Source organism: Vibrio xiamenensis (genome assembly GCF_900100015.1).
GTDB lineage: Bacteria > Pseudomonadota > Gammaproteobacteria > Enterobacterales > Vibrionaceae > Vibrio > Vibrio xiamenensis.
Genome location: NZ_FNDD01000015.1, coordinates 88,202 through 107,663 on the forward strand (window position 1 = coordinate 88,202; position 19,462 = coordinate 107,663).

Below are 19,462 nucleotides of genomic sequence, written 5' to 3' on the forward strand. Positions count from 1 at the left end.
TGCTCCTAAGCAATTCGAGGCCACGCATCCCCCATGCTGGCCTCCCTTTCTGGCAATCTTGTATTGATATTATTTAAGGTAAGTATGATGAAAAACGCAGTTCATTTTGGTGCTGGTAATATCGGCCGTGGATTCATTGGTAAACTCCTTTCTGATGCAGACATCGAAGTCACTTTCGCAGACGTCGATGCGCCACTGGTCGACCAACTCAGCCATAAGCAAGAATACAAAGTAAAAGTGGTCGGCACTGAGTGCCAAATCGATACCGTAACCCATGTTACAGCCGTCAATTCCAACAGCGATGATGTTCTCGAGCGTATTGCTAAAACCGATTTGGTCACCACAGCGGTTGGCCCAAACGTTTTAGACATTATCGCTAAAACCATCGCAAAAGGTTTGGAAAAGCGCTTTGCAAGCGGCAATGAAGCGCCACTCAATATCATCGCCTGCGAAAACATGGTCCGCGGTACCACTCACTTAAAAGCCGAAGTATTCAAACATTTGGATCAAAGTTTACACGCCAAAGCGGAACAATTGATCGGCTTTGTAGATTCTGCTGTGGATCGCATTGTGCCTCCAGCAGAAGCAGCCAACGATGATCCTCTTGAAGTGACGGTCGAAAGCTTTAGTGAATGGATCGTTGATCAAACGCAATTCAAAGGTCAGCTTCCCGAAGTAAAAGGAATGGAGACAACCGACAACTTGATGGCGTTTGTTGAACGTAAGTTGTTTACTCTTAATACTGGTCACTGTATTACCGCCTATTTAGGTTGCCTAAAAGGCCATAAAACCATACGTGAAGCGATTTCTGATCCAGAGATTCGTCAAGACGTTAAGCAGGCAATGCAAGAAAGTGGCGAAGTATTGATTCAACGTTATGGCTTTGACCGAGAGGCTCACGCAGCATACATTGAAAAAATCCTAGGCCGCTTTGCAAATCCGTACCTAGTTGATGAGGTAGATCGCGTTGGTCGACAACCAATCAGAAAATTGGGTCCAAATGATAGATTAATAAAGCCATTACTCGGTACAATGGAGTACAACACCGATAACGCAGCGTTGCTGAAGGGAATTGCAGCAGCATTCAAATACCATAATGAAACCGACCCTCAAGCGGTCGAGCTGCAAAACACGCTGCAACAACAAGGTCTCAAGAAAACTCTCGCTCACTACAGCGGGTTAGATGAAAATAGCCCAGAGGTACAAAAAATCGAAGCCTTGTTTAATCAGTTATAAAGCTGTCAGAGGGAGCTAAGCTCCCTCTGTATAACCACATAATAATGTATGGCAGACCAATTTAACGAAACCGAGATCATCGAGAAACTCAATAATGCCCCATCCGTCAGAGGCTTTTTTATCACAGCGGTTGAAGTGTTAAATGACTCCATAGACATCTTAATGCAAAGAATCTTTCGTAAAGATAACTTTGCAGTTCAGTCTGTTGTTGGGCCATTACTACATGATACAGGCCCGCTGGGAAACCTTTCTGTTCGATTAAAACTGCTATTTGGTTTGGGTGTATTGCCGGACGCGATTTATCACGATATTGAGCGTCTCATTAAGCTCAAAAACACGCTTAACAATGATGGTAAAGACTACCAGTTTAGCGATCCACAAATTCTCGATGCGATTCAAAAGCTCAATCTCGTGCAGCAGATGGGCATGATGCAATTCGATCTTCCCGAACCTGATGATGATATCGATCTGAGCTTTTACCAACTGCAGCTTCAACGCCAGCAGCAAGTTATTAAATCTGGGCTTTCATTAGCCATTGTTGAGATCTGCAATCACCTCGACAAAGAAAGCCCGTTTTGATGTAGTGAATACCACAATCAATACTCCGGTAGCTCAATTTCAGATACAAAAAAACCCGCTTATGCGGGCTTTCTTATTTCTGAATAACATTAAGCTATTTTGAGCTCTTTACGGTCGAGTTCCCTGATCGCATAGTTTTTAGCTACAAAATAGCCAGCAAAAACAACCAAAAAGCCACAGAACATACTTGTCTCATGAACTCGATAAATCTCACCAAGAATACCGATCACAGCTAGAATGAAAGCCAGTGCGCAAATGCTCACCATTGCCTGATTTGACGATAACCCTAAACGTAAACAAATGTGATGTAAGTGCTCACGATCGGCTTGAAATGGTGAACGACCAGTACTGATACGGCGAATAATCACGGTGATCATATCCATAATTGGTACTGCCATGATCCAAAGACCCGCTTCTGGACGCATTTCAATATCATGATCGATACGACTAAATTGAGTTGCTTGAATCGTTAACCAAATAACAATGAAACCAATCACCATACTCCCTGCATCGCCCATAAAAACTTTATATTTCTTACCAAATGGAATACCCATGTTAAGCATAATATAGGGAACTAAAGCAGCGACGATAACGGCGCACATAATGAAATAGAAACGTTCACCATTGACGGCAAATACAAAAGCTAACGCAGTACAGGTCACACATGTTAAGCCACCGAGTAAACCATCAATACCATCAACCATATTAAAAGCATTGATCGTAGCGGTAACCGCTAGCATCGTAACAATCACACTGGAGAATCGGTCAATAAAAATTGCGTCATCCCCCATAAAATTACCAAAGTATTGAATCTTCTTTCCAGTTACAAACACCATAAATAGTGCAATTGCAAACTGGACAAGAATTCTAAATTTGACACTTATATCAAATCTATCATCCAACACACCGATAAAAAGCAAAATAATCGCACAAAAATAAATGGCTTCTCGAGTAGTATTCAACTTATAAAAAAACACGAAAGTTGCAATTACTGATATAAAAACAGAAATACCACCAACTAAAGGAATTGAACCAGAGTGCTGCTTACGTTCATTTGGTTTATCTACTAACCCAACATGTTGGGCAAGCTTACGGAATAAAAATAAACTGGCAAACGAAAGACAGAATGTGAATAGTAAAATTTCTTTTACAGACATAAAACTTTATTAACTTTGGCTTGCACCAAAGCACCTTTTCATAATCGTATATATACGGTTACAGCATAAAAAGATAAAGTTACTTCATGAACGACAATTAATTCGTCCCATCTACTAATAAAATATCAACCATCATATAAATTTAGGTTAATGGCACAATTAAATAAGCATGCCATTAACCATATAACTCCAACTTACAGAACTTCATTCTATAAAAGATTAAAAAAATATAATTAATCTAGATGAGTCGATAAATGTGTATTCGTTGATATATCAAATAAATGAAGAAACTTAGACTTTATAGAATTCGCGGTACCACTTAACAAACTCAGCAACGCCTTGTTTAACATTGACTTGAGAGCGATAACCGATAACGTCATAGAGATCTTCTGTATCAGCGAAAGTACGGTAAACATCACCTGGTTGCATTTCTCGGAAATTTTTCTTTGCTTCAATATCGAGCTCAGATTCAATCGCACCGATGAATTCCATCAAATTCACCGCACTACCATTACCGATATTATAAACACGGTAGGGAGCAGAACTTGATGCAGGAGTCCCGGTTTCGACTTTCCAAGTAGGGTTGCGAGTCGGAATAACATCAGCTACACGAACAATACCTTCTACAATGTCATCGATGTAAGTAAAGTCACGCCACATATCACCGTTGTTATTTATATCAATGGTCTGTCCTTCAATAATTTTTTTCGTAAAAATAAACGGTGCCATATCAGGACGTCCCCACGGGCCATACACAGTAAAGAATCGAAGACCAGTAGTTGGAATGTCATAAAGATGAGAGTAGCTGTGAGCAATCAACTCATTTGACTTTTTGGTTGCAGCATAAAGAGATACTGGATGATCAACCGAATGAGAAGTATGAAAAGGAACTAATTCATTAAGACCGTATACAGAACTAGAAGAAGCGTAAATCAAATGTTCAATTTTCGCATGTCGACAACCTTCTAGAATATTCATATAACCAACAAGGTTACTGTCGGCATAAGACATTGGGTTATCAATCGAATAGCGAACACCAGCCTGCGCTGCGAGGTGGATTACTCGATCAAACCGCTGTACTTCAAACAATGCAGCGACCTTAGTACGGTCAGCAATATCTAATTCAATAAATTCAAAATTTTCATGCTCAATACGAGCTAAACGAGCATGCTTTAAATTAACATCGTAATAATCGTTAAGATTATCGATACCAACGACTTGAAAGCCCTGATCAGTCAATTTATCAACAACTGCACTTCCAATAAAACCGGCGGCACCGGTAACAAGGTATTTCATTTTATTTACCAACTGATTGTATGTACCAAAAAACACGCCTTTCACTATTTAATTTAAAAGGAATGGTAGTTTTGAGATGTATGAAGACAAATCTAACCTGCAATCAATTAAGTCAGATTTATAGGGATAATTATTTTTTATAATAAGATTAACTTAGAGTTACTTTACTCTTTAACATTGTATCTTTATTTTCTTCTGAAAAACTCAACCCTTTATTAGAGCGAGTTTTAAACTCTTCTGGTGAATAACTATATATATAATTAAAAATTTCATCATGACTATTATAGACATAAAAAATATCACTTAACTCTCTAGAGTCATAGAAAGAACTAATATAAACAGGAAGCCCCATGGCCATTAACTCGGTTGTTTTTGCAGGAATAACACCTTCCATGTTTTTGCCAACATAAGGGATAATAAAGGCATCAGCAATTTCACTAACTTTCTCAAAAAGTTCCTTTTGCTCAAAGCAACCAAGGTAATGAGCACCTTCTGGTAATTCACAGCCCTTTTCGATTGGACCTGCAATATACAAATTATATTTCTTAGCTATTTTAGTTAATAACGGAATATCTAATTTATTGCTGACCAACCCATAATAAACAAAATTTTCAATTTTATCCTTTACAGGGATTTTTTGAAAAATACGTTCATCGTACGTAGGTAAAATTTGTTTAACTGGAATATTATATCCATTAGTAAACTTGTTTTTTAAGTAAAATGAGTCAACCCAAACTTCATCACAAAGCTTAGTGAATTTATCTTCCTGTTTATCTATATCGTTAGGGTATTGTGGCCAAGCACTAAAGTTCCTTACACAATCGTAGATAACTTTTCTAGGTTTGAGTTCCTTAACGAATTCTGTCGACGTATCAATTGGAAGGTAATTAATTAAGTAATCTACTTTACCAACCTTCTTAGCATATTTTTTTACTAAGATCTTATTGATATTTCTAAAGATGAAATTTGTGGATGGGAGAGTAAATACAGATACAACTTTTACATTAGCATTTTTCTCATTAGAAATACGCTTATTAGTTTCTTTCTTCTTCGTACCTAATATTTTATTTACATATCCAAAAATTTTATCGAATTTAAACCCAGATGCAACAACACCTTGAAGGTAAATAACATCACAATCATCTGAGATAAAATTAGCAAATTTCTGATGTCTTTGGAAATTATCATTCCAACCAACACCAGAAATCATCACACATTTTTCATTCATAGTTTTCCACCAAATAAATGGTTAAATTTAAATAAGTTATCTTCTAAATTAATCATTACATTAAATTGAGACGTATAAATAAAAAGAACCGCTACCAACATAATAATTTTATTTATGGGTGGCGTTTTACTTAAACTAACATAAGACGAAAACACCGCAATTTCCGCGACTCTAAAGAACATATTAATACGTGTTGCGAAGACATTTTGGTCAACAAATAGGAAAAATAAAATAGTTCCTAACAAATAAACTTTGACCAAAGGCTCCATCATAGTGACAGAACGACTCTCCAGATAACAATATACAACCATAGCTAATAAAATTAACCGCATTATATATTGAACAAAACTGGTTGGTTCGCTTAACTTCTGATACATCTCAACTTTTGAAACCATGCCTGCTGCTGAAAATATCTGAAATAGAATACTCGACAGACCAACGACAGACATTAGCAAAGAACCGATAAGTATGTAGAAAACTACTTTTATATCGAGCTTAGAAAAGAAGTATGAAACAATAACAAAAATACCAGAAAAGTGGAAAGAATAAGCAGCTAAGCCAATAGAAAAAACACCTTTCTTATTGTCATAAAGAATATCGCGTAAAGCTAGAATAAATAGCCCCATAGCGATACCTTGACGTAACCCATTAAATAAATAGTTAATATAGAACAACAGAAAATAAAGGACTAAAGAAATAACAACATTAATTTTTAGTCGGCTTATTCCAATATATATACACAAGAGAATAAATGTCCCGTATACACCAAAAACATGGACATTATCATCAAATATACATTTAAGAAAATACGTTACATGCCGGAAACCTGATTCTAAGTACGCGTACGAATCTGGTCCCATTCTTCCTACACCTGAGATAATAGCATCGTAGGGAAGGTAGTCTGAACCAACTGGGCCTCGAACATAATTGAGAATAACCAGAGAGAGGAATACTAAAAAACCAACACCCAAATTATTCTTATGTTTTAATCCAAGAGACAAGAAACTAAATAGGATTAAAGGCCCAGCGACAATGTAATAAACATTCATCTAATTAATCAACACTTGCTCGTACTGTTTATAGATCAACTTAGGATTAAAGCGCTCGGTGCCATTCCTTTGGATTTGTTCTGAACTGTAGTTATCTCGTTCAAACGACTCGACAGTTTGTGCATATTCTTCTTGGCTATTGACAACTCTACCAATAAAGCTTTGATTAATAATTTCGTTAATACCACCTTTAGCATCAAAAGCGATACAAGGTAAGCCGTAACTGAGTGCTTCTAATAATACGTTAGGAAAGCCTTCAAAATAGGATGAGAGCAGGTAGCAATCTGCATCTTTATAGACTTTGTCATGGTCTCTTTCGATCCCCATTAAAAATACCGATTCTTCAAGCCCTAACTCGGCAATGACCTTTTCTAGATCGGCTTTAAATGGCCCATCACCAAAAATACGTAGGCGAAACTTACGCTTAACTTGTGCCATTGTTCGAATTAAACGCTCAAAGCCTTTCTGGTAGCTTAATCGACCAACGGTAACCAGTTCTAAACATTGCTCATCACGTATAACTCGCTGATATACCACTGGTTCAGCTATAGGTGAAGGATTGTTTATCTTCACGATCTGGGTAGAAATACCGTAGCTGTCACGCATGTCTTCTAACATATCGTCTGATTGCGCAATCACCAGGTCAAAATTATTCATCGCTTTGGTATACAGGTGCTCAAATAAAGAGTTGTAGTTTTTAGACTTAATATAAATAGATGGAATATTCGCCTCGCGAGCAATCCACTTTGATTTGCTTGATACGAATCCTTTGCAAAGACCCAAGATGACATTAAGTTGCATCAGTGTACTGATTATGGTCGTGAACTTTTCTCTGCGTAGCAGCTTAAGCATTTTCAAAATCGCTACTGGATTGAGAATTTTCCCACCCTGGATGCTATGAATATGCACGTTTGGTAAATGTCTAACCGAATCGATATTTTGCCCATCAGAAACCAGTGTGATGAGGTGTGCTTCGAAACACTCACTATCTAAGTTAATGATCACGTCGCGAAATACACGCTCTGCTCCGCCATTCCCCATTGAAGGAATAACAAAGGCTACTTTATTTAGCTTGGCCGCCATATGATTATTTCCTTGCAAGCTTGACTAGTTTACGGCTATCTGTATATACAGTATCGACACAGACTGAACCATCACTTAGAAAACGAGGATGAAGATCACAGCGGCTTTCACCGACATAGCTCATTGAATGATAAAACTTAGCAATCGAATCTAACTTTTTAGTAGATAGGTCAAATTTATATAGAGTTTGTAAGCGCGATTTATCGGGGTATGTATCAAATACCAGCTCATTAGTTTTTTCGTTATATGATGGATGTCCATCACTAAACCCGGCTAAAGCTTTTTCTGGAGTTAAAATATTATTTTTTAAATCAACATGATAAAAACCTGGAGTATTATCCTTATCAGATAAATACCCAAATAAATTATCATTTCCAACCCAGCACATATGACTAACCATAGAACCTGTGTTCAACTTGACCATATTGGCTGTAGTAATATCAAATAAATAGAGATTATCTTGTCTTCGCTTACCTTCATTAACACGGTGCATAAAGATAAAACTCTCACCATTAGGTGATATCATTATATGATTAATTTTTTGAAACTCTAAAGAAACCCCTTTATCTGCCACATCAGAAAGAGAAAACATTTTTTTACTTTCACCAGTATCAATATCTACTGAATAGATGATTGTATCTTGATCTGATGTCTTATCTTCATAATGGTGAAAATAGCCATAATCTGGTCGAAGATTTGTTAATTTTTTATAATCTAGAGTGATAAAGAATTCGTCAGAATATGCATCAGCAACTGGAAGTTCGAACCTTTTCTCTTCTGAAGTGAGGATATTAACAACTTTGGAAAAATAATGATTACTCTCTGCATCGTAATCATTAAAAATGATACATTCATCATTTAACCACTGAATTCTAGCCCCTTGCTGCCAGTTATATGCGCGAGATTCTCCACGGTAAATCACTTTACTTGTATCTAGCGACTTAACAACTACTGCGACGCTACCCCGGTAATCTCTGGGTAACTTGCTAGTTTTTCCAGATTTATCATTGAGTTCGAAATACGCAACAAGATTAGAATCATTAATTGGAGAGTGGTCATAATAGCCATAAAAACTCTCTTTATTGTCATCACCTAAGCAAACCAAATCATAACCAGATTCAACGCTTAATTTTGACTTTGGGCGGTAAACATATGAAAGCGTCAATTGATATAAAAATTTTATATTATTCTTTATCTTAGGGTTATTAGATAAAAATTGAGCAATTTTCTTTTCGAAACCGTTATATTTACTCATGCCATTGACTCTCTTGTCATCTTATATACAAATTTCATTACAAATTTTGGTGAAAACCTAACAATTAAAATACTTAGGATAAATAAGTAATCCTTAATCTTAAATTTCTTTTTATTAAGTTCTTTTGACGCATAGAGTCTGGCTCTAACATCATTCATCGCTTTTTTACTTGTGCGACGAGATAAAAAATCACCGGACACTCTAAAATAAAGGAGAGGTAGATTTACGTTTCCTAACTTATATCCTTTTTTCAATGCATCTACCCACATAAAGTAGTCTTGAGTATTCTTAAGCTCTCCGTTGTACCGCAAACCATTATAGATAACATGAGATTTAAATGTGACGGATGGATGATTCAATGGACAGCGATAAACAATATTTTTTATGATTTCATTATTGTCTTTAGCCATTCTTTTATAACTTAGATGATTTTCATTTTCGTCAATCTCAATCATATCTGAACCGACAATATCGATATCAGATTGTTCAAGTTCTTCTACTTGTATCTTAAATCTATCCAATCGGGATATATCATCAGAGTCCATTCGAGCGAAAAAATCATATGTAATTTTTTTTCTTGTTGCAGATTCCATTAACCGATTTAGAGAGAAAGCCAAACCTTTTGATTTCTCATTATTTAATACAAATATCTTATCTGGCTCATTAAGATCATGGATAAAATCAACAATCGCTTCTTCCACTGGACCATCAAGCATTAAATATACATGTATATTAAAATCGCCGACTTGATTTCTCATGGAATTCAAAGCTTTTTTAAACATATCATAATTGTCGTTCTTATATACACTCATTAGAACTGCTATATTTTTCATTATTCAATCTCCTAAATTTAATGCAATGAAAGCTGTAATATGAGAACAATAATATCCGTGCAATAGTAATAGAAACCAATACTCCAAACACACCGTACAGATAACCAAGAGCAACTGATATTAAAGATGCGAATATAGAAACTCTAATAGACACTTTCGAATATATGTCATCCAAACCATTAGGTAGAAGATATGCAGTAGTTAGAGCAGAGCTCATCCCACTAAACAAAAGACCAAATAATATAAGATAGAAATACAAGTGTACTTTAGCGTACTTTTCGCTTAAAAATGCGTCAATTAACTGACCACCAAACAAGTAATTTGATATGATAAATATCATTGCCAAACTACCATTAAATAATAATAAATTCTTAAGGAACTTTGTATTATCCTTATCTTTCACAATGATAGGGTAAAGTGCTTTCTGCATTACTTTTTGGGCGGTAAAAAGAATGGACCCAAGTCTTTGAGCCAAAGCAAAATAAACAAAGTTTTTATCATTATATAAAGACCCAAATACAATAACTGGAATAGAGTTATATAAATTAGGCATTAACAATCCCAAAAAGACTTTTAAATCTGAATTAATCTCTCTGAAGATGTTAATAGGGTATCTTAAGAACCCAAACTTAATATTATAATTATTTAAATTATATCTTAACAATAAACCTGACAAAAGCATGGTACAGGCAGTAGATATATAAAGAACCCCTATATCATCATCGCCTTTTACAAATAAAAATATTGCAATCAAAGCGCCGCCTTTTGTAATTAAAGTATTAATTACAAGCTTTTCCATTTTATTTATTGATTGATAGTACCATGCTGATGTAAGCACATAACCAAATAGATATATTGAACCATAAATTGAAAATTTATTTAAAAGCTCCTTATTACCTATAAAAAATAAAAATGCAAGAACAATAAAAAAGTATACTGATACAGAAATAAATCTTTTAAACTGAACTCGATAATATATTTTATCATATCCATCTTTATCATCTACATTTGCACTTTCCCTTATACCTTTTATCTGGGAGGTAAAATCTGCAAATGTATGTCCAAAAACCACAATAGATATGAAGAGCAGGTAGTTACCGTACTCAGTAACACTAATGACACGACTCAACAAAGACATCGTGGCGATAGGGATGATTAAAGATAAACCTTCAACCAACCCGACACTTAGTATATTTTTTAAAATTGGATTTTTCAAAACAACCCTAAATGGTTAAAACTAAAATATTAATTAAAATTCAATTTATGAAATTCAGAGGTTTAAGAACTCTTTCATTCTTAAATCCCAAACTTCATGTTTGCATATATCACCCTGCATAACATTAAAATTACCATTATCCACTTGGATATATATTGGATTCATATTTTCATCAAACATTTTTGAATCGTAATCTTTGTAGTCAGGTTTAGCACCAAATAAACATTGAATTTCATTTACCAAAAATTGGCCATCTTCTGTTTCAAAATAGTCAAAGGCGGCAACATTGATCCCTAGTTTTCTTGAGTTCTCTTCATTAAGTTTTAGCAATTCTTCTGGGGGTAATCCGTAACCAAACTTACCAGAACCACTTGAAAAACCATTTTCGTCCTGGAGTTTCTTGTAAGCTATTACGTAATCATTCACTTTAATTAAACGCCATTCCCACTTAAACTTGACCATCTTTTGAAATAAAACAAAATGTTTCTCAGAGCGACCAACTTCAGGAAGAGTAATACCACATTTTTTTCTAGTTGGTGCATTACCGCGGGCCATATAAGGATGAAGACCAAAAGCTTTCTTAATAACCGAATTAGCTTCTTTTTCATTTTCAATGATTCTTACACCCGATGAAGCAGCACCAATATTGGACTTGTAAATCACCGGATATTGCGCTGATTTAATAAAGTTAGTCGCAGATTCTTTGGTAAAAAATACATTCGTTTTCGGATGAGGAATATTGTTCATCTCTAAGCACAAACTCAAATACCGCTTATTTTCGTAAGGAAGCAACTCTTTTAAAGTAGGCAATACTTTTATGTTGGTATAATTTTCCAATAAATATATGACTTCATTAGCAAGCTGCTTACGCTCATTGATATCACAAGGAGCTCTTACCACTACATGGCTATAACCACCTGAAGAAATTTTATTTAAGTCTTCACTTGATTCCATATAATAACTGTCATAATTGACATTAAGGTCATCTAAAGAGTTTTTAATTTTCTCACTCAAATTTCTTTTTAAGCTGAAGTCTATAATTGCAACTTTCATTTATTTTCTCTTAGCGTTCGAAATCTAATTAGAAGTCGATAAATTAGGATAGTAAATCCAAGGGTTAGTTATGGATTTACTGATAAAGCAATCTTGTTCATGAATAACTAAAGTGATAGTTAGCGACACGCTTAAGATTTATTCTCATCGGCATTGAATATAACGCCCTTAATAGAACAACCTGCGTGGGTGAATTTTTGCTGAGTCAACTCAATATCTGTTGTTGCCGTTTTGCCATAGCGAGCAACCAACAACACACTATTAACTAAAGGCCCAATCACCAACGCCTCTTGTCCTGTTTGAGAATCAGGAGTATCGATGATGACTAAATCGTATTGTTCCGCCGCCCAGCTCAGCAGCTTATTAAAACTTGGTAATGCGAGTAGCTCGGCCGGATTTGGTGGAATAGCACCGGATGCGATAGCATCTAAATTTGTAATTGAAGTGGATTTTGCGACTTGCTCAAAAGTCACGTTGTCAATCAGATAGTCTGAAAGGCCTATTTCACAATTCAAAGCAAAGGGCTTATCACTTTTTCGTTGACGCATATCGGCATCAATTAATAATACTTTCTCGCCTTTTTCCGCCATCAAGGCCGCGAAGTTAGCTGCGATAAATGATGTACCCGCAGACTCAGTTGGACTGGTGATCATCAAAGCATTATTGGCTTGTTTATCTAACAGTGCGTAGCGTAAATTCGATTGAAGCGCTTCTATTCCTTTAAGGGCATTATCTGTTGCACTATGTCCGACAAGTAATTGGCTTTCAAAAGGTTGTCTGACCGACTTTTTACGTTGACGCTTCTTACTCAACTTTATCTCGGCACTCGATTTGTGAACCCTGGCATAGAGAGGAAGACCCAAGCTTTGAAATTCTGACGTTTGCTCAACACCACCAAACAGTAGGGCTTTAACTCCCGCTCTCGCCAATACAAAGCCGACGCTAAGCGCAACACCAGCGATCAAAGCCATGATGACGATCATAGGTTTATTTGGCTTAATCGGATGAATTGATGATCGAGCATGATCAAGAATGCGAACGTTACCGCCAGCTCCTGCTTTAACAATGCTCAACTCTTGCATCTCATTCATCAGTTGCACGTAGATCTGTTGATCGACTTCTAGGTCTCGCGTCATGCGCAAGATCTCTCGCTGTGTTTTTGGCAGATTTTTAATGTCTTTATTAAGGCTGTTTTTTCGTGCGAGTAAGGTATTGCGTTTCTTAATTAATGCGATATAAGCAGGGTGATCTTTGGTGAATTTTTGGCTAATTTCACTCTCTTTGAAAGTTAGCTCATTTAACTGTGCATCAAGCGCAACCATTGCATCGAGTTTAGCCTTAGCTTCCATACTCAGATCGATCGTTTCATTTTTCTGACGATATTCGTTAAGTTGGTTTTCTTCTCTATCTAACTCAGACTTTATATTAGGTAACTGCTTTCTTAAGAATTCGAGACTTTTTTCTGCTTCAGAAGCGTTACGCTGAGTACTTTGCAAAAAATAGTTTTGCTGAATGTCATCAAGCATTTGTTCGATTTGTTCTGGATCTCCCCCAACTAAATCGAGCTCAACGATACCCGTTTGTTTACCAATTTCACTGATGGTAAGGTTGTCAGATAAAGATTTAATCGCGTCCAAATCACTGCGTTTTTGAATATAAAATTCAAACCCGTTACTAGATTCAAAATCATCGACCAACAGCTGATAGCCATCTTTTTCGAGCGTTTCACCTGCTACGCCTCGTAAAATTACCGCATCATTTTGTACAAGTTGATATTGCTTAGTATCACTATCAAGGATAACGAGTTTGTACGCCCCATCAGCTGCATCTTCAGGAATATCAAATTTCGAGACCTGTATAGAATGGTTCTCGCCTTTTAGACGATTAATTAACTTGCCCACAACTGGGAAATAGTGTGGTGTTACCAGAATATCGAGATGGAAACGCTCAGCCGTCTTACCCAAGATCATTCGCGATTTAATAATCTGGATTTCTGTAGGCGTACTCGATTCTGCAGAAAAAATGTCACTCAGTTGATCGCTCATCAAATTTGACACACCACCAGGAGATTTTTCTTCAATCTGGATAAGTGCATTGGCTCGATATGCGGGAGTTGCCACCATGGCGTAGCCGATACCAATCAAAGCAAAAATGGCAACTGTGACGATGATGATCCATTTAGCATCAAAAAATAGAGCAAAGATTTTATTTAAATCAATAATTTGATCTGGATATTCATCAGAGGATGATGGAGGTAAAGCTTGGGAAGTCATCGGATTCAGTTCTTCTCTGGAATGTGCCTGAAAATCAGTCCATACACTTAAGTGCTTCGGAAAATAGGAGAGTTGGTTGGGTTGGATAAGAAAATTTGCCAGTAAAGATGGCTATATTCGAGGGAGAATGATTTCTCCCTCAGTCAAGGCATCACAACCGCAACCAAATATGTTTATGGCCAGTTACGAATTGTATTCGTGGTCTCTGTCAACGAATGAACTTCATCAATCATTGGCATCAACTCGTTAATCACACGGTTCCAACGAGATAAAGGAACAGCCGTCACGTAAATGATGTCATAAGGTTTGAGGTGAAACTCAGTTCCTACAGCTAACGATGACGCATCACTGATATCGAGCTGATATACATCGGCCAAAGATTCGGTCTTGTCGAGAGAGGAGCGAATGACAAACACGCCAGTTGCATCCGCAGACAATTCATCGATACCACCCGCTGTACTTAGAGCTTCGGTTAATGTCATACCCTCTCGATCGATCTTAAGCATCTGTGGCGCATTCACTTGGCCCATAACGAAGATTTTTTGGCCGTCATTCCGTGGAACGTGCAGAATATCTCCGGGTTGCAGTAATCGGTTTTGGGTCAAGTCGCCTTTTTGAATCAACGCATATAGTGATAAGTGTTCGATGCTACCATTGCGAGTTAAAGTAACATCGCGCCAATCTGCATCTTCAGCTAATCCACCGGCCTTATTGACAGCATCAAGGATCGTCATTGGTATATTGGTAATTTCTTGCTGGCCAGGTTGGTTAACTTCCCCGGTGATATATGCTTTTTGCGAGCGGAACGCCGCCACGTGTACATCAACTTGAGGGCTTTCGATATAACGGCTTAATCGTTTGGCGATCTCATAGCGTACTTCGCTTACAGTTTTACCCAGTACATGAACCATTCCGACATAAGGGTAAAAAATCGTACCGTCAGCACCAACCCAGTTACCTGACTCTTCCGCACTACGGTAAGAACCTGCAGGAATAGTCAATTCAGGGTGATCCCAAATGGTGATATCCAGTACATCACCAATACCGATATGATATTCATATTGGGCGATTAATGTGTCCAGCATTTGGTTTGGCTGGGAATTGACAGCAATCTCCCCTCCAAAAAATGAAACATTTTTTGCTGTTAATGGAAACACATTCACTTTGTCAGACATCGAGCTATCGCGCACATAAGGCGAATCCTCTTCTGCAGTATTTACTACATTTTTGTCAGAGATATCGAGATGTGAACCTGGCACTGCACATCCAGTCATATATACCGAAATTAATGCTACCAGTGCTAATTTCTTATTAAATTTCATTTACGTCACAAACTTAGTAGAAAAACAGCAATACACCGTAATTTGCTAAAACAACAATAAAAGAATCTCTCAATATTACTTTAATGTTACAGTAACAATGAGTTAGACAAATAAATTACCGAAATAAATATTTTTTATTTATAACAAACAAAAAAATAGGCACGCTACCGCCCATTGATATTTCGGCAAATCACATAAGCCTTTAATAAACTCTTACCTAAAAGAAGATTTTTATCTCTAAATTACAATTAGTTAAAAATAAAATCGTAAAAAACACCTTCCAATACACGCAACTTATTCGTATTGAAAAATATTATTTACAATGCTACTCACATTTAAATTTTGAATTTAAATTTAAAATTATTTTCTGGATATAAATTAATCAGTAGAAAGCACGCAGACTATAACACAAGGAAGTTTATATATTAGGTCAGAGGAATGTCATTTTTTCATTTTCATAATTCTGAAAATAACAATTTAAAAACAATAATTTAAACAGCGAACAAATCTAAAACATACACTATAAAACCAGGTAAATTTAATATAAAAATACTAGCTAAAACAAAAAACAAAACTAACCTTAATACTAGATCTTCAATATTGTTTAAATTATAAAAAAATAAAAGTAAGGATAGGACTACAAGAGAAAAACAGAGAATAAATTTGGAATCTAAAGTTTATTTAATATACAAATTATGATTAAAAATAAAGAAACAATTAATACATAGATTCCCCCCAAAAACATACAAACCATAACCGTGGCGTATCATTTTAGGAGACCTGTTTCACTCGTCACGTACATTGATATTAACGAGTTATTGACTGGGTAGATGTAAGTATTCGATAAAAGCAACCTCGATTGGATACAATCAGAGTTGATCAAGTGAAAGCGTTGTGGAGAGCATGGTGGGGGAAACGTTAAGATAGCGGTATCCAAGCACCCGATTGAACTTTAGGAGAAAGCTGAAGCCTACTTTCACGGTCTTTTGCTTCTAAACCTTAACCACTCCATGCATGTACGCTTGAAGGCATAAACAACAAGATAAAGTTAATCAAACAATGGGTTACAGTTATCAAGATATCGATTACTTCTTTCTAGAGATAAAAGCAGCTTTATTCAAAAAAGCCTCGATGAACCAATAAAAAAGCCCGAGTGGACACTCGGGCTTTTTAGGTTACTGATTTTAAAGGTTGGTTTTACTCAACCGTTACCGCTTTTGCTAAGTTGCGAGGTTGGTCAACGTCCGTACCTTTGATTAAAGCAACGTAGTAAGACAGCAGCTGCATTGGCACGGTGTAATAGATAGGCGCCGTAATTTCGCTAACATGCGGCATGGTGATAATTTTCATTGTCTCATCGCCTTCAAAACCTGCGTCGGCATCAGCGAAGACATACAACAAACCACCACGAGCACGGACTTCTTCAACGTTCGATTTAAGCTTTTCAAGCAAGTCATTGCTTGGCGCAACCACCACCACTGGCATATCCGCATCAATCAGCGCCAATGGACCATGCTTCAATTCACCAGCAGCGTAAGCTTCTGCGTGAATGTAAGAGATCTCTTTAAGCTTAAGTGACGCTTCCATCGCAATTGGATAAAACTCACCACGACCCAAAAATAGCGTGTGGTGCTTATCAGCAAAATCTTCGGCAAGTGCTTCGATTTCTTTTTCCAGTTTTAATGCTGATTCGATCTGTTTCGGTAACGCATGAAGGGCATCAACGATCTCTTTCTCTTTCGCTTGATCGATAAGTTTTTTCTGTTTACCAAGCGCGGTAACAAGCATCAGCATGGCACACAACTGAGTCGTGAAAGCTTTGGTTGATGCCACACCAATTTCAACGCCCGCGCGAGTCATAAATGCAAAATCAGATTCACGAACCAAAGACGAGCCTGCTACGTTACAAATCGTCATCGCTGCCATGTAGCCTTTCTCTTTCGCCAAACGCAGCGCGGCAAGGGTATCGGCGGTTTCACCTGATTGAGATAACGTAATCAACAAGCTATTTGGGCGAGTGACGAATTTGCGGTAGCGGAACTCAGAAGCAATCTCAACGTCACAACTTACGCCGCCAATAGCTTCAAACCAGTAGCGCGCAGTCATACCCGCATTATACGAAGTACCACAAGCTACAATCTGAACGTGTTCAACCTTTTCCAGAATTTCTGCGGCATTGACACCAATACTTTCAGTGACTACCGATGAACCTGAAATACGGCTTTCCATGGTATTGATAAGTGCTGTTGGCTGCTCGTAAATTTCTTTTTGCATAAAGTGACGATATTGACCTTTATCGCCGGCATCGTGTTCTGCACTTGATTCAACCACTTCACGCTCGACAGCCTGGCCATCTGCTGCAAAGATATTCACTTCACGACGCGTAATCTCAGCCACGTCACCTTCTTCAAGATAGATAAAACGACGTGTCACATTGAGCAGTGCCAATTGGTCTGACGCTAAAAAGTTTTCGCCAACACCAAGGCCAATCACAATTGGGCTACCCGAGCGAGCAACCACAACACGACTTGGGTCTTTGCGGTCAAATACAACTGTACCGTAGGCACCATCAAGCTGTACGGCCGCTTTTTGCACTGCTTCTAGTAGCGAGCTTGCACTGCGCATTTCCCATTCTACTAAGTGAGCGATGACTTCAGTGTCGGTTTGAGAAACAAATTGATAGCCGCGCTCAGTAAGCACTTCACGTAGCTCTTCGTGGTTTTCAATGATGCCGTTGTGAACCACAGAAATATCAGCGGAGATGTGTGGATGCGCGTTCACTTCTGAAGGCTCACCGTGAGTCGCCCAGCGCGTATGAGCGATACCAGTACCGCCGACCACTTCTTGAGCGTCAATCGCGTCCGCCAGCTCTTGAACTTTACCAAGACGACGAATACGAGTCAGATTAGATTGCGCATCGACCACTGCAACACCAGCAGAGTCGTAACCGCGATACTCTAAGCGACGTAAACCCTCAACCAAAATTTCTGCGACATCACGCTGTGCAACAGCACCAACGATTCCACACATAATTGTTCTCCACTATTTTTATAAATATGACTGGTACTCTCGCCTAGCCGCGAGAGCAAAAATGATTAATTGGCGCGAATAACTCTTACGCCATGAGACTCGATTTGTGCCAAATGTTGCTCAGACAATCCTGAGTCGGTCACCAATACATCAATCGAATCCCAAGCTAATTCTAGGTTAGGGATTTTGCGGCCGATCTTTTCAGATTCCACCATCACCACCACTTCGCGAGACACTTCTGCCATGACTTTGCTTAAGCCAACCAGCTCATTGAACGTGGTGGTACCGCGATCAAGGTCGATACCATCGGCACCAATAAAAAGCTGATCAAAATCGTAAGAACGCAGAACAGACTCAGCGACTTGCCCTTGAAAGGATTCAGAGTGCGCATCCCAAGTACCACCTGTCATCAATAACGTCGGCTCACTTTCCAACTCATTAATCGCATTCGCGAGTGACAGCGAGTTGGTCATCACCACTAAGCCACGCTTGCGGTTCAACTGCTCAATCAAAGCCCCTGTCGTACTGCCACTATCAATAACGATACGGTTGTGATCTCGAATCAATTTTTCGGCGGCTTTCGCCACCTCAATCTTACGAATCGAAACATTTTTATCGAACTCATCGCTTACGACTTCTTTCGGTAACGCAATTGCACCACCATAACGACGCAATAACTGGCCATTCTTTTCTAACGAGGCAAGATCTTTACGGATAGTCACTTCTGAGGTTTCAAATTTGAGGGAAAGCTCTTCAACACTGACCTCTCCCTGCTCATTAACTAAGTTAGAGATCGATAAGCGTCTAAGCTGAGTATTTCGTTTCGACATTTAAAATCGCAATAAAGGTTTC

The 19,462-nt window shown here is 37.7% G+C and carries 15 protein-coding genes and 1 pseudogene; 3 read left to right on the forward strand and 13 right to left on the reverse strand.

Translation table 11 applies throughout. From position 1 onward, the window contains the following. Positions 1-87: 87 nt before the first annotated feature. Together BLS03_RS13385 and BLS03_RS13390 are read left to right on the forward strand one after the other, a co-directional pair. Entirely contained in the window at positions 88-1,236 is a 1,149-nt protein-coding gene (locus tag BLS03_RS13385; RefSeq protein WP_093274785.1) for a mannitol-1-phosphate 5-dehydrogenase, read from the forward strand. A 48-nt stretch (positions 1,237-1,284) separates the two neighbouring features. Beyond that, on the forward strand, positions 1,285-1,815 hold the full coding sequence (locus tag BLS03_RS13390) for an MltR family transcriptional regulator (protein ID WP_093274788.1): 531 nt from the start codon (positions 1,285-1,287) through the stop codon (positions 1,813-1,815). Between the two features lie 89 nt (positions 1,816-1,904). On the opposite strand, the gene wecA is transcribed toward BLS03_RS13390, so the two are convergent. From wecA to BLS03_RS13445, 11 genes are all read right to left on the reverse strand, one after another. After that, positions 1,905-2,972, reverse strand: a complete 1,068-nt coding sequence (wecA, locus tag BLS03_RS13395) for a UDP-N-acetylglucosamine--undecaprenyl-phosphate N-acetylglucosaminephosphotransferase (protein WP_093274790.1) — start codon at positions 2,970-2,972, stop codon at positions 1,905-1,907. Between the two features lie 291 nt (positions 2,973-3,263). Continuing rightward, positions 3,264-4,268 (reverse strand): NAD-dependent epimerase, encoded by a 1,005-nt coding sequence (locus BLS03_RS13400; RefSeq protein ID WP_093274793.1) that lies wholly within the window; start codon positions 4,266-4,268, stop codon positions 3,264-3,266. A gap of 148 nt (positions 4,269-4,416) precedes the next feature. Continuing rightward, positions 4,417-5,496, reverse strand: coding sequence for a glycosyltransferase family protein (locus BLS03_RS13405; RefSeq protein WP_093274797.1), 1,080 nt, complete (start codon positions 5,494-5,496; stop codon positions 4,417-4,419). Continuing rightward, on the reverse strand, positions 5,493-6,545 hold the full coding sequence (locus tag BLS03_RS13410) for an EpsG family protein (RefSeq protein ID WP_093274799.1): 1,053 nt from the start codon (positions 6,543-6,545) through the stop codon (positions 5,493-5,495). The genes BLS03_RS13405 and BLS03_RS13410 overlap by 4 nt, the downstream gene beginning before the upstream one ends. Next, positions 6,546-7,628, reverse strand: a complete 1,083-nt coding sequence (locus BLS03_RS13415; protein ID WP_093274800.1) for a glycosyltransferase — start codon at positions 7,626-7,628, stop codon at positions 6,546-6,548. Positions 7,629-7,632: 4 nt separating this feature from the next. Then, positions 7,633-8,883: a hypothetical protein gene (locus BLS03_RS13420; RefSeq protein ID WP_093274802.1), complete on the reverse strand. Its 1,251-nt coding sequence runs from the start codon at positions 8,881-8,883 to the stop codon at positions 7,633-7,635. Further along, on the reverse strand, positions 8,880-9,716 hold the full coding sequence (locus BLS03_RS13425; protein ID WP_093274805.1) for a glycosyltransferase: 837 nt from the start codon (positions 9,714-9,716) through the stop codon (positions 8,880-8,882). Before BLS03_RS13425 ends, BLS03_RS13420 begins: the two co-directional genes overlap by 4 nt. After that, positions 9,682-10,932, reverse strand: coding sequence for an oligosaccharide flippase family protein (locus BLS03_RS13430; RefSeq protein WP_093274807.1), 1,251 nt, complete (start codon positions 10,930-10,932; stop codon positions 9,682-9,684). Before BLS03_RS13430 ends, BLS03_RS13425 begins: the two co-directional genes overlap by 35 nt. Before the next feature lie 54 nt (positions 10,933-10,986). After that, positions 10,987-11,985 carry an ATP-grasp domain-containing protein gene (locus tag BLS03_RS13435; protein ID WP_093274810.1) on the reverse strand — a complete coding sequence of 333 codons (999 nt, stop codon included), beginning with the start codon at positions 11,983-11,985 and terminating at the stop codon, positions 10,987-10,989. Between the two features lie 131 nt (positions 11,986-12,116). Further along, on the reverse strand, positions 12,117-14,258 hold the full coding sequence (locus BLS03_RS13440) for a polysaccharide biosynthesis tyrosine autokinase (RefSeq protein WP_093274812.1): 2,142 nt from the start codon (positions 14,256-14,258) through the stop codon (positions 12,117-12,119). Positions 14,259-14,431: 173 nt separating this feature from the next. Beyond that, entirely contained in the window at positions 14,432-15,580 is a 1,149-nt protein-coding gene (locus BLS03_RS13445) for a polysaccharide export protein (protein ID WP_093274815.1), read from the reverse strand. A 1,003-nt stretch (positions 15,581-16,583) separates the two neighbouring features. Here BLS03_RS13445 and BLS03_RS26195 point away from each other — a divergent pair. Next, positions 16,584-16,723 (forward strand): annotated as a pseudogene (locus BLS03_RS26195) (transposase); the annotation flags it as partial. A gap of 54 nt (positions 16,724-16,777) precedes the next feature. Here BLS03_RS26195 and glmS read toward each other — a convergent pair. Together glmS and BLS03_RS13455 are read right to left on the reverse strand one after the other, a co-directional pair. Then, positions 16,778-18,610, reverse strand: a complete 1,833-nt coding sequence (glmS, locus tag BLS03_RS13450; protein ID WP_093274817.1) for a glutamine--fructose-6-phosphate transaminase (isomerizing) — start codon at positions 18,608-18,610, stop codon at positions 16,778-16,780. A gap of 65 nt (positions 18,611-18,675) precedes the next feature. Continuing rightward, positions 18,676-19,440 (reverse strand): DeoR/GlpR family DNA-binding transcription regulator, encoded by a 765-nt coding sequence (locus tag BLS03_RS13455; protein ID WP_093274820.1) that lies wholly within the window; start codon positions 19,438-19,440, stop codon positions 18,676-18,678. Positions 19,441-19,462 lie beyond the last annotated feature (22 nt).

Bases quoted from the DNA above. Each gene is read 5' to 3' on its own strand.
- BLS03_RS13390 (WP_093274788.1), top strand. From the start codon at position 1,285: ATGGCAGACCAATTTAACGAAACCGAGATCATCGAGAAACTCAATAAT.
- BLS03_RS13410 (WP_093274799.1), bottom strand. From the start codon at position 6,545: ATGAATGTTTATTACATTGTCGCTGGGCCTTTAATCCTATTTAGTTTC.
- BLS03_RS13455 (WP_093274820.1), bottom strand. From the start codon at position 19,440: ATGTCGAAACGAAATACTCAGCTTAGACGCTTATCGATCTCTAACTTA.
- wecA (WP_093274790.1), bottom strand. From the start codon at position 2,972: ATGTCTGTAAAAGAAATTTTACTATTCACATTCTGTCTTTCGTTTGCC.
- BLS03_RS13440 (WP_093274812.1), bottom strand. From the start codon at position 14,258: ATGACTTCCCAAGCTTTACCTCCATCATCCTCTGATGAATATCCAGAT.
- glmS (WP_093274817.1), bottom strand. From the start codon at position 18,610: ATGTGTGGAATCGTTGGTGCTGTTGCACAGCGTGATGTCGCAGAAATT.
- BLS03_RS13420 (WP_093274802.1), bottom strand. From the start codon at position 8,883: ATGAGTAAATATAACGGTTTCGAAAAGAAAATTGCTCAATTTTTATCT.
- BLS03_RS13400 (WP_093274793.1), bottom strand. From the start codon at position 4,268: ATGAAATACCTTGTTACCGGTGCCGCCGGTTTTATTGGAAGTGCAGTT.
- BLS03_RS13405 (WP_093274797.1), bottom strand. From the start codon at position 5,496: ATGAATGAAAAATGTGTGATGATTTCTGGTGTTGGTTGGAATGATAAT.
- BLS03_RS13425 (WP_093274805.1), bottom strand. From the start codon at position 9,716: ATGAAAAATATAGCAGTTCTAATGAGTGTATATAAGAACGACAATTAT.
- BLS03_RS13385 (WP_093274785.1), top strand. From the start codon at position 88: ATGAAAAACGCAGTTCATTTTGGTGCTGGTAATATCGGCCGTGGATTC.
- BLS03_RS13415 (WP_093274800.1), bottom strand. From the start codon at position 7,628: ATGGCGGCCAAGCTAAATAAAGTAGCCTTTGTTATTCCTTCAATGGGG.
- BLS03_RS13445 (WP_093274815.1), bottom strand. From the start codon at position 15,580: ATGAAATTTAATAAGAAATTAGCACTGGTAGCATTAATTTCGGTATAT.
- BLS03_RS13435 (WP_093274810.1), bottom strand. From the start codon at position 11,985: ATGAAAGTTGCAATTATAGACTTCAGCTTAAAAAGAAATTTGAGTGAG.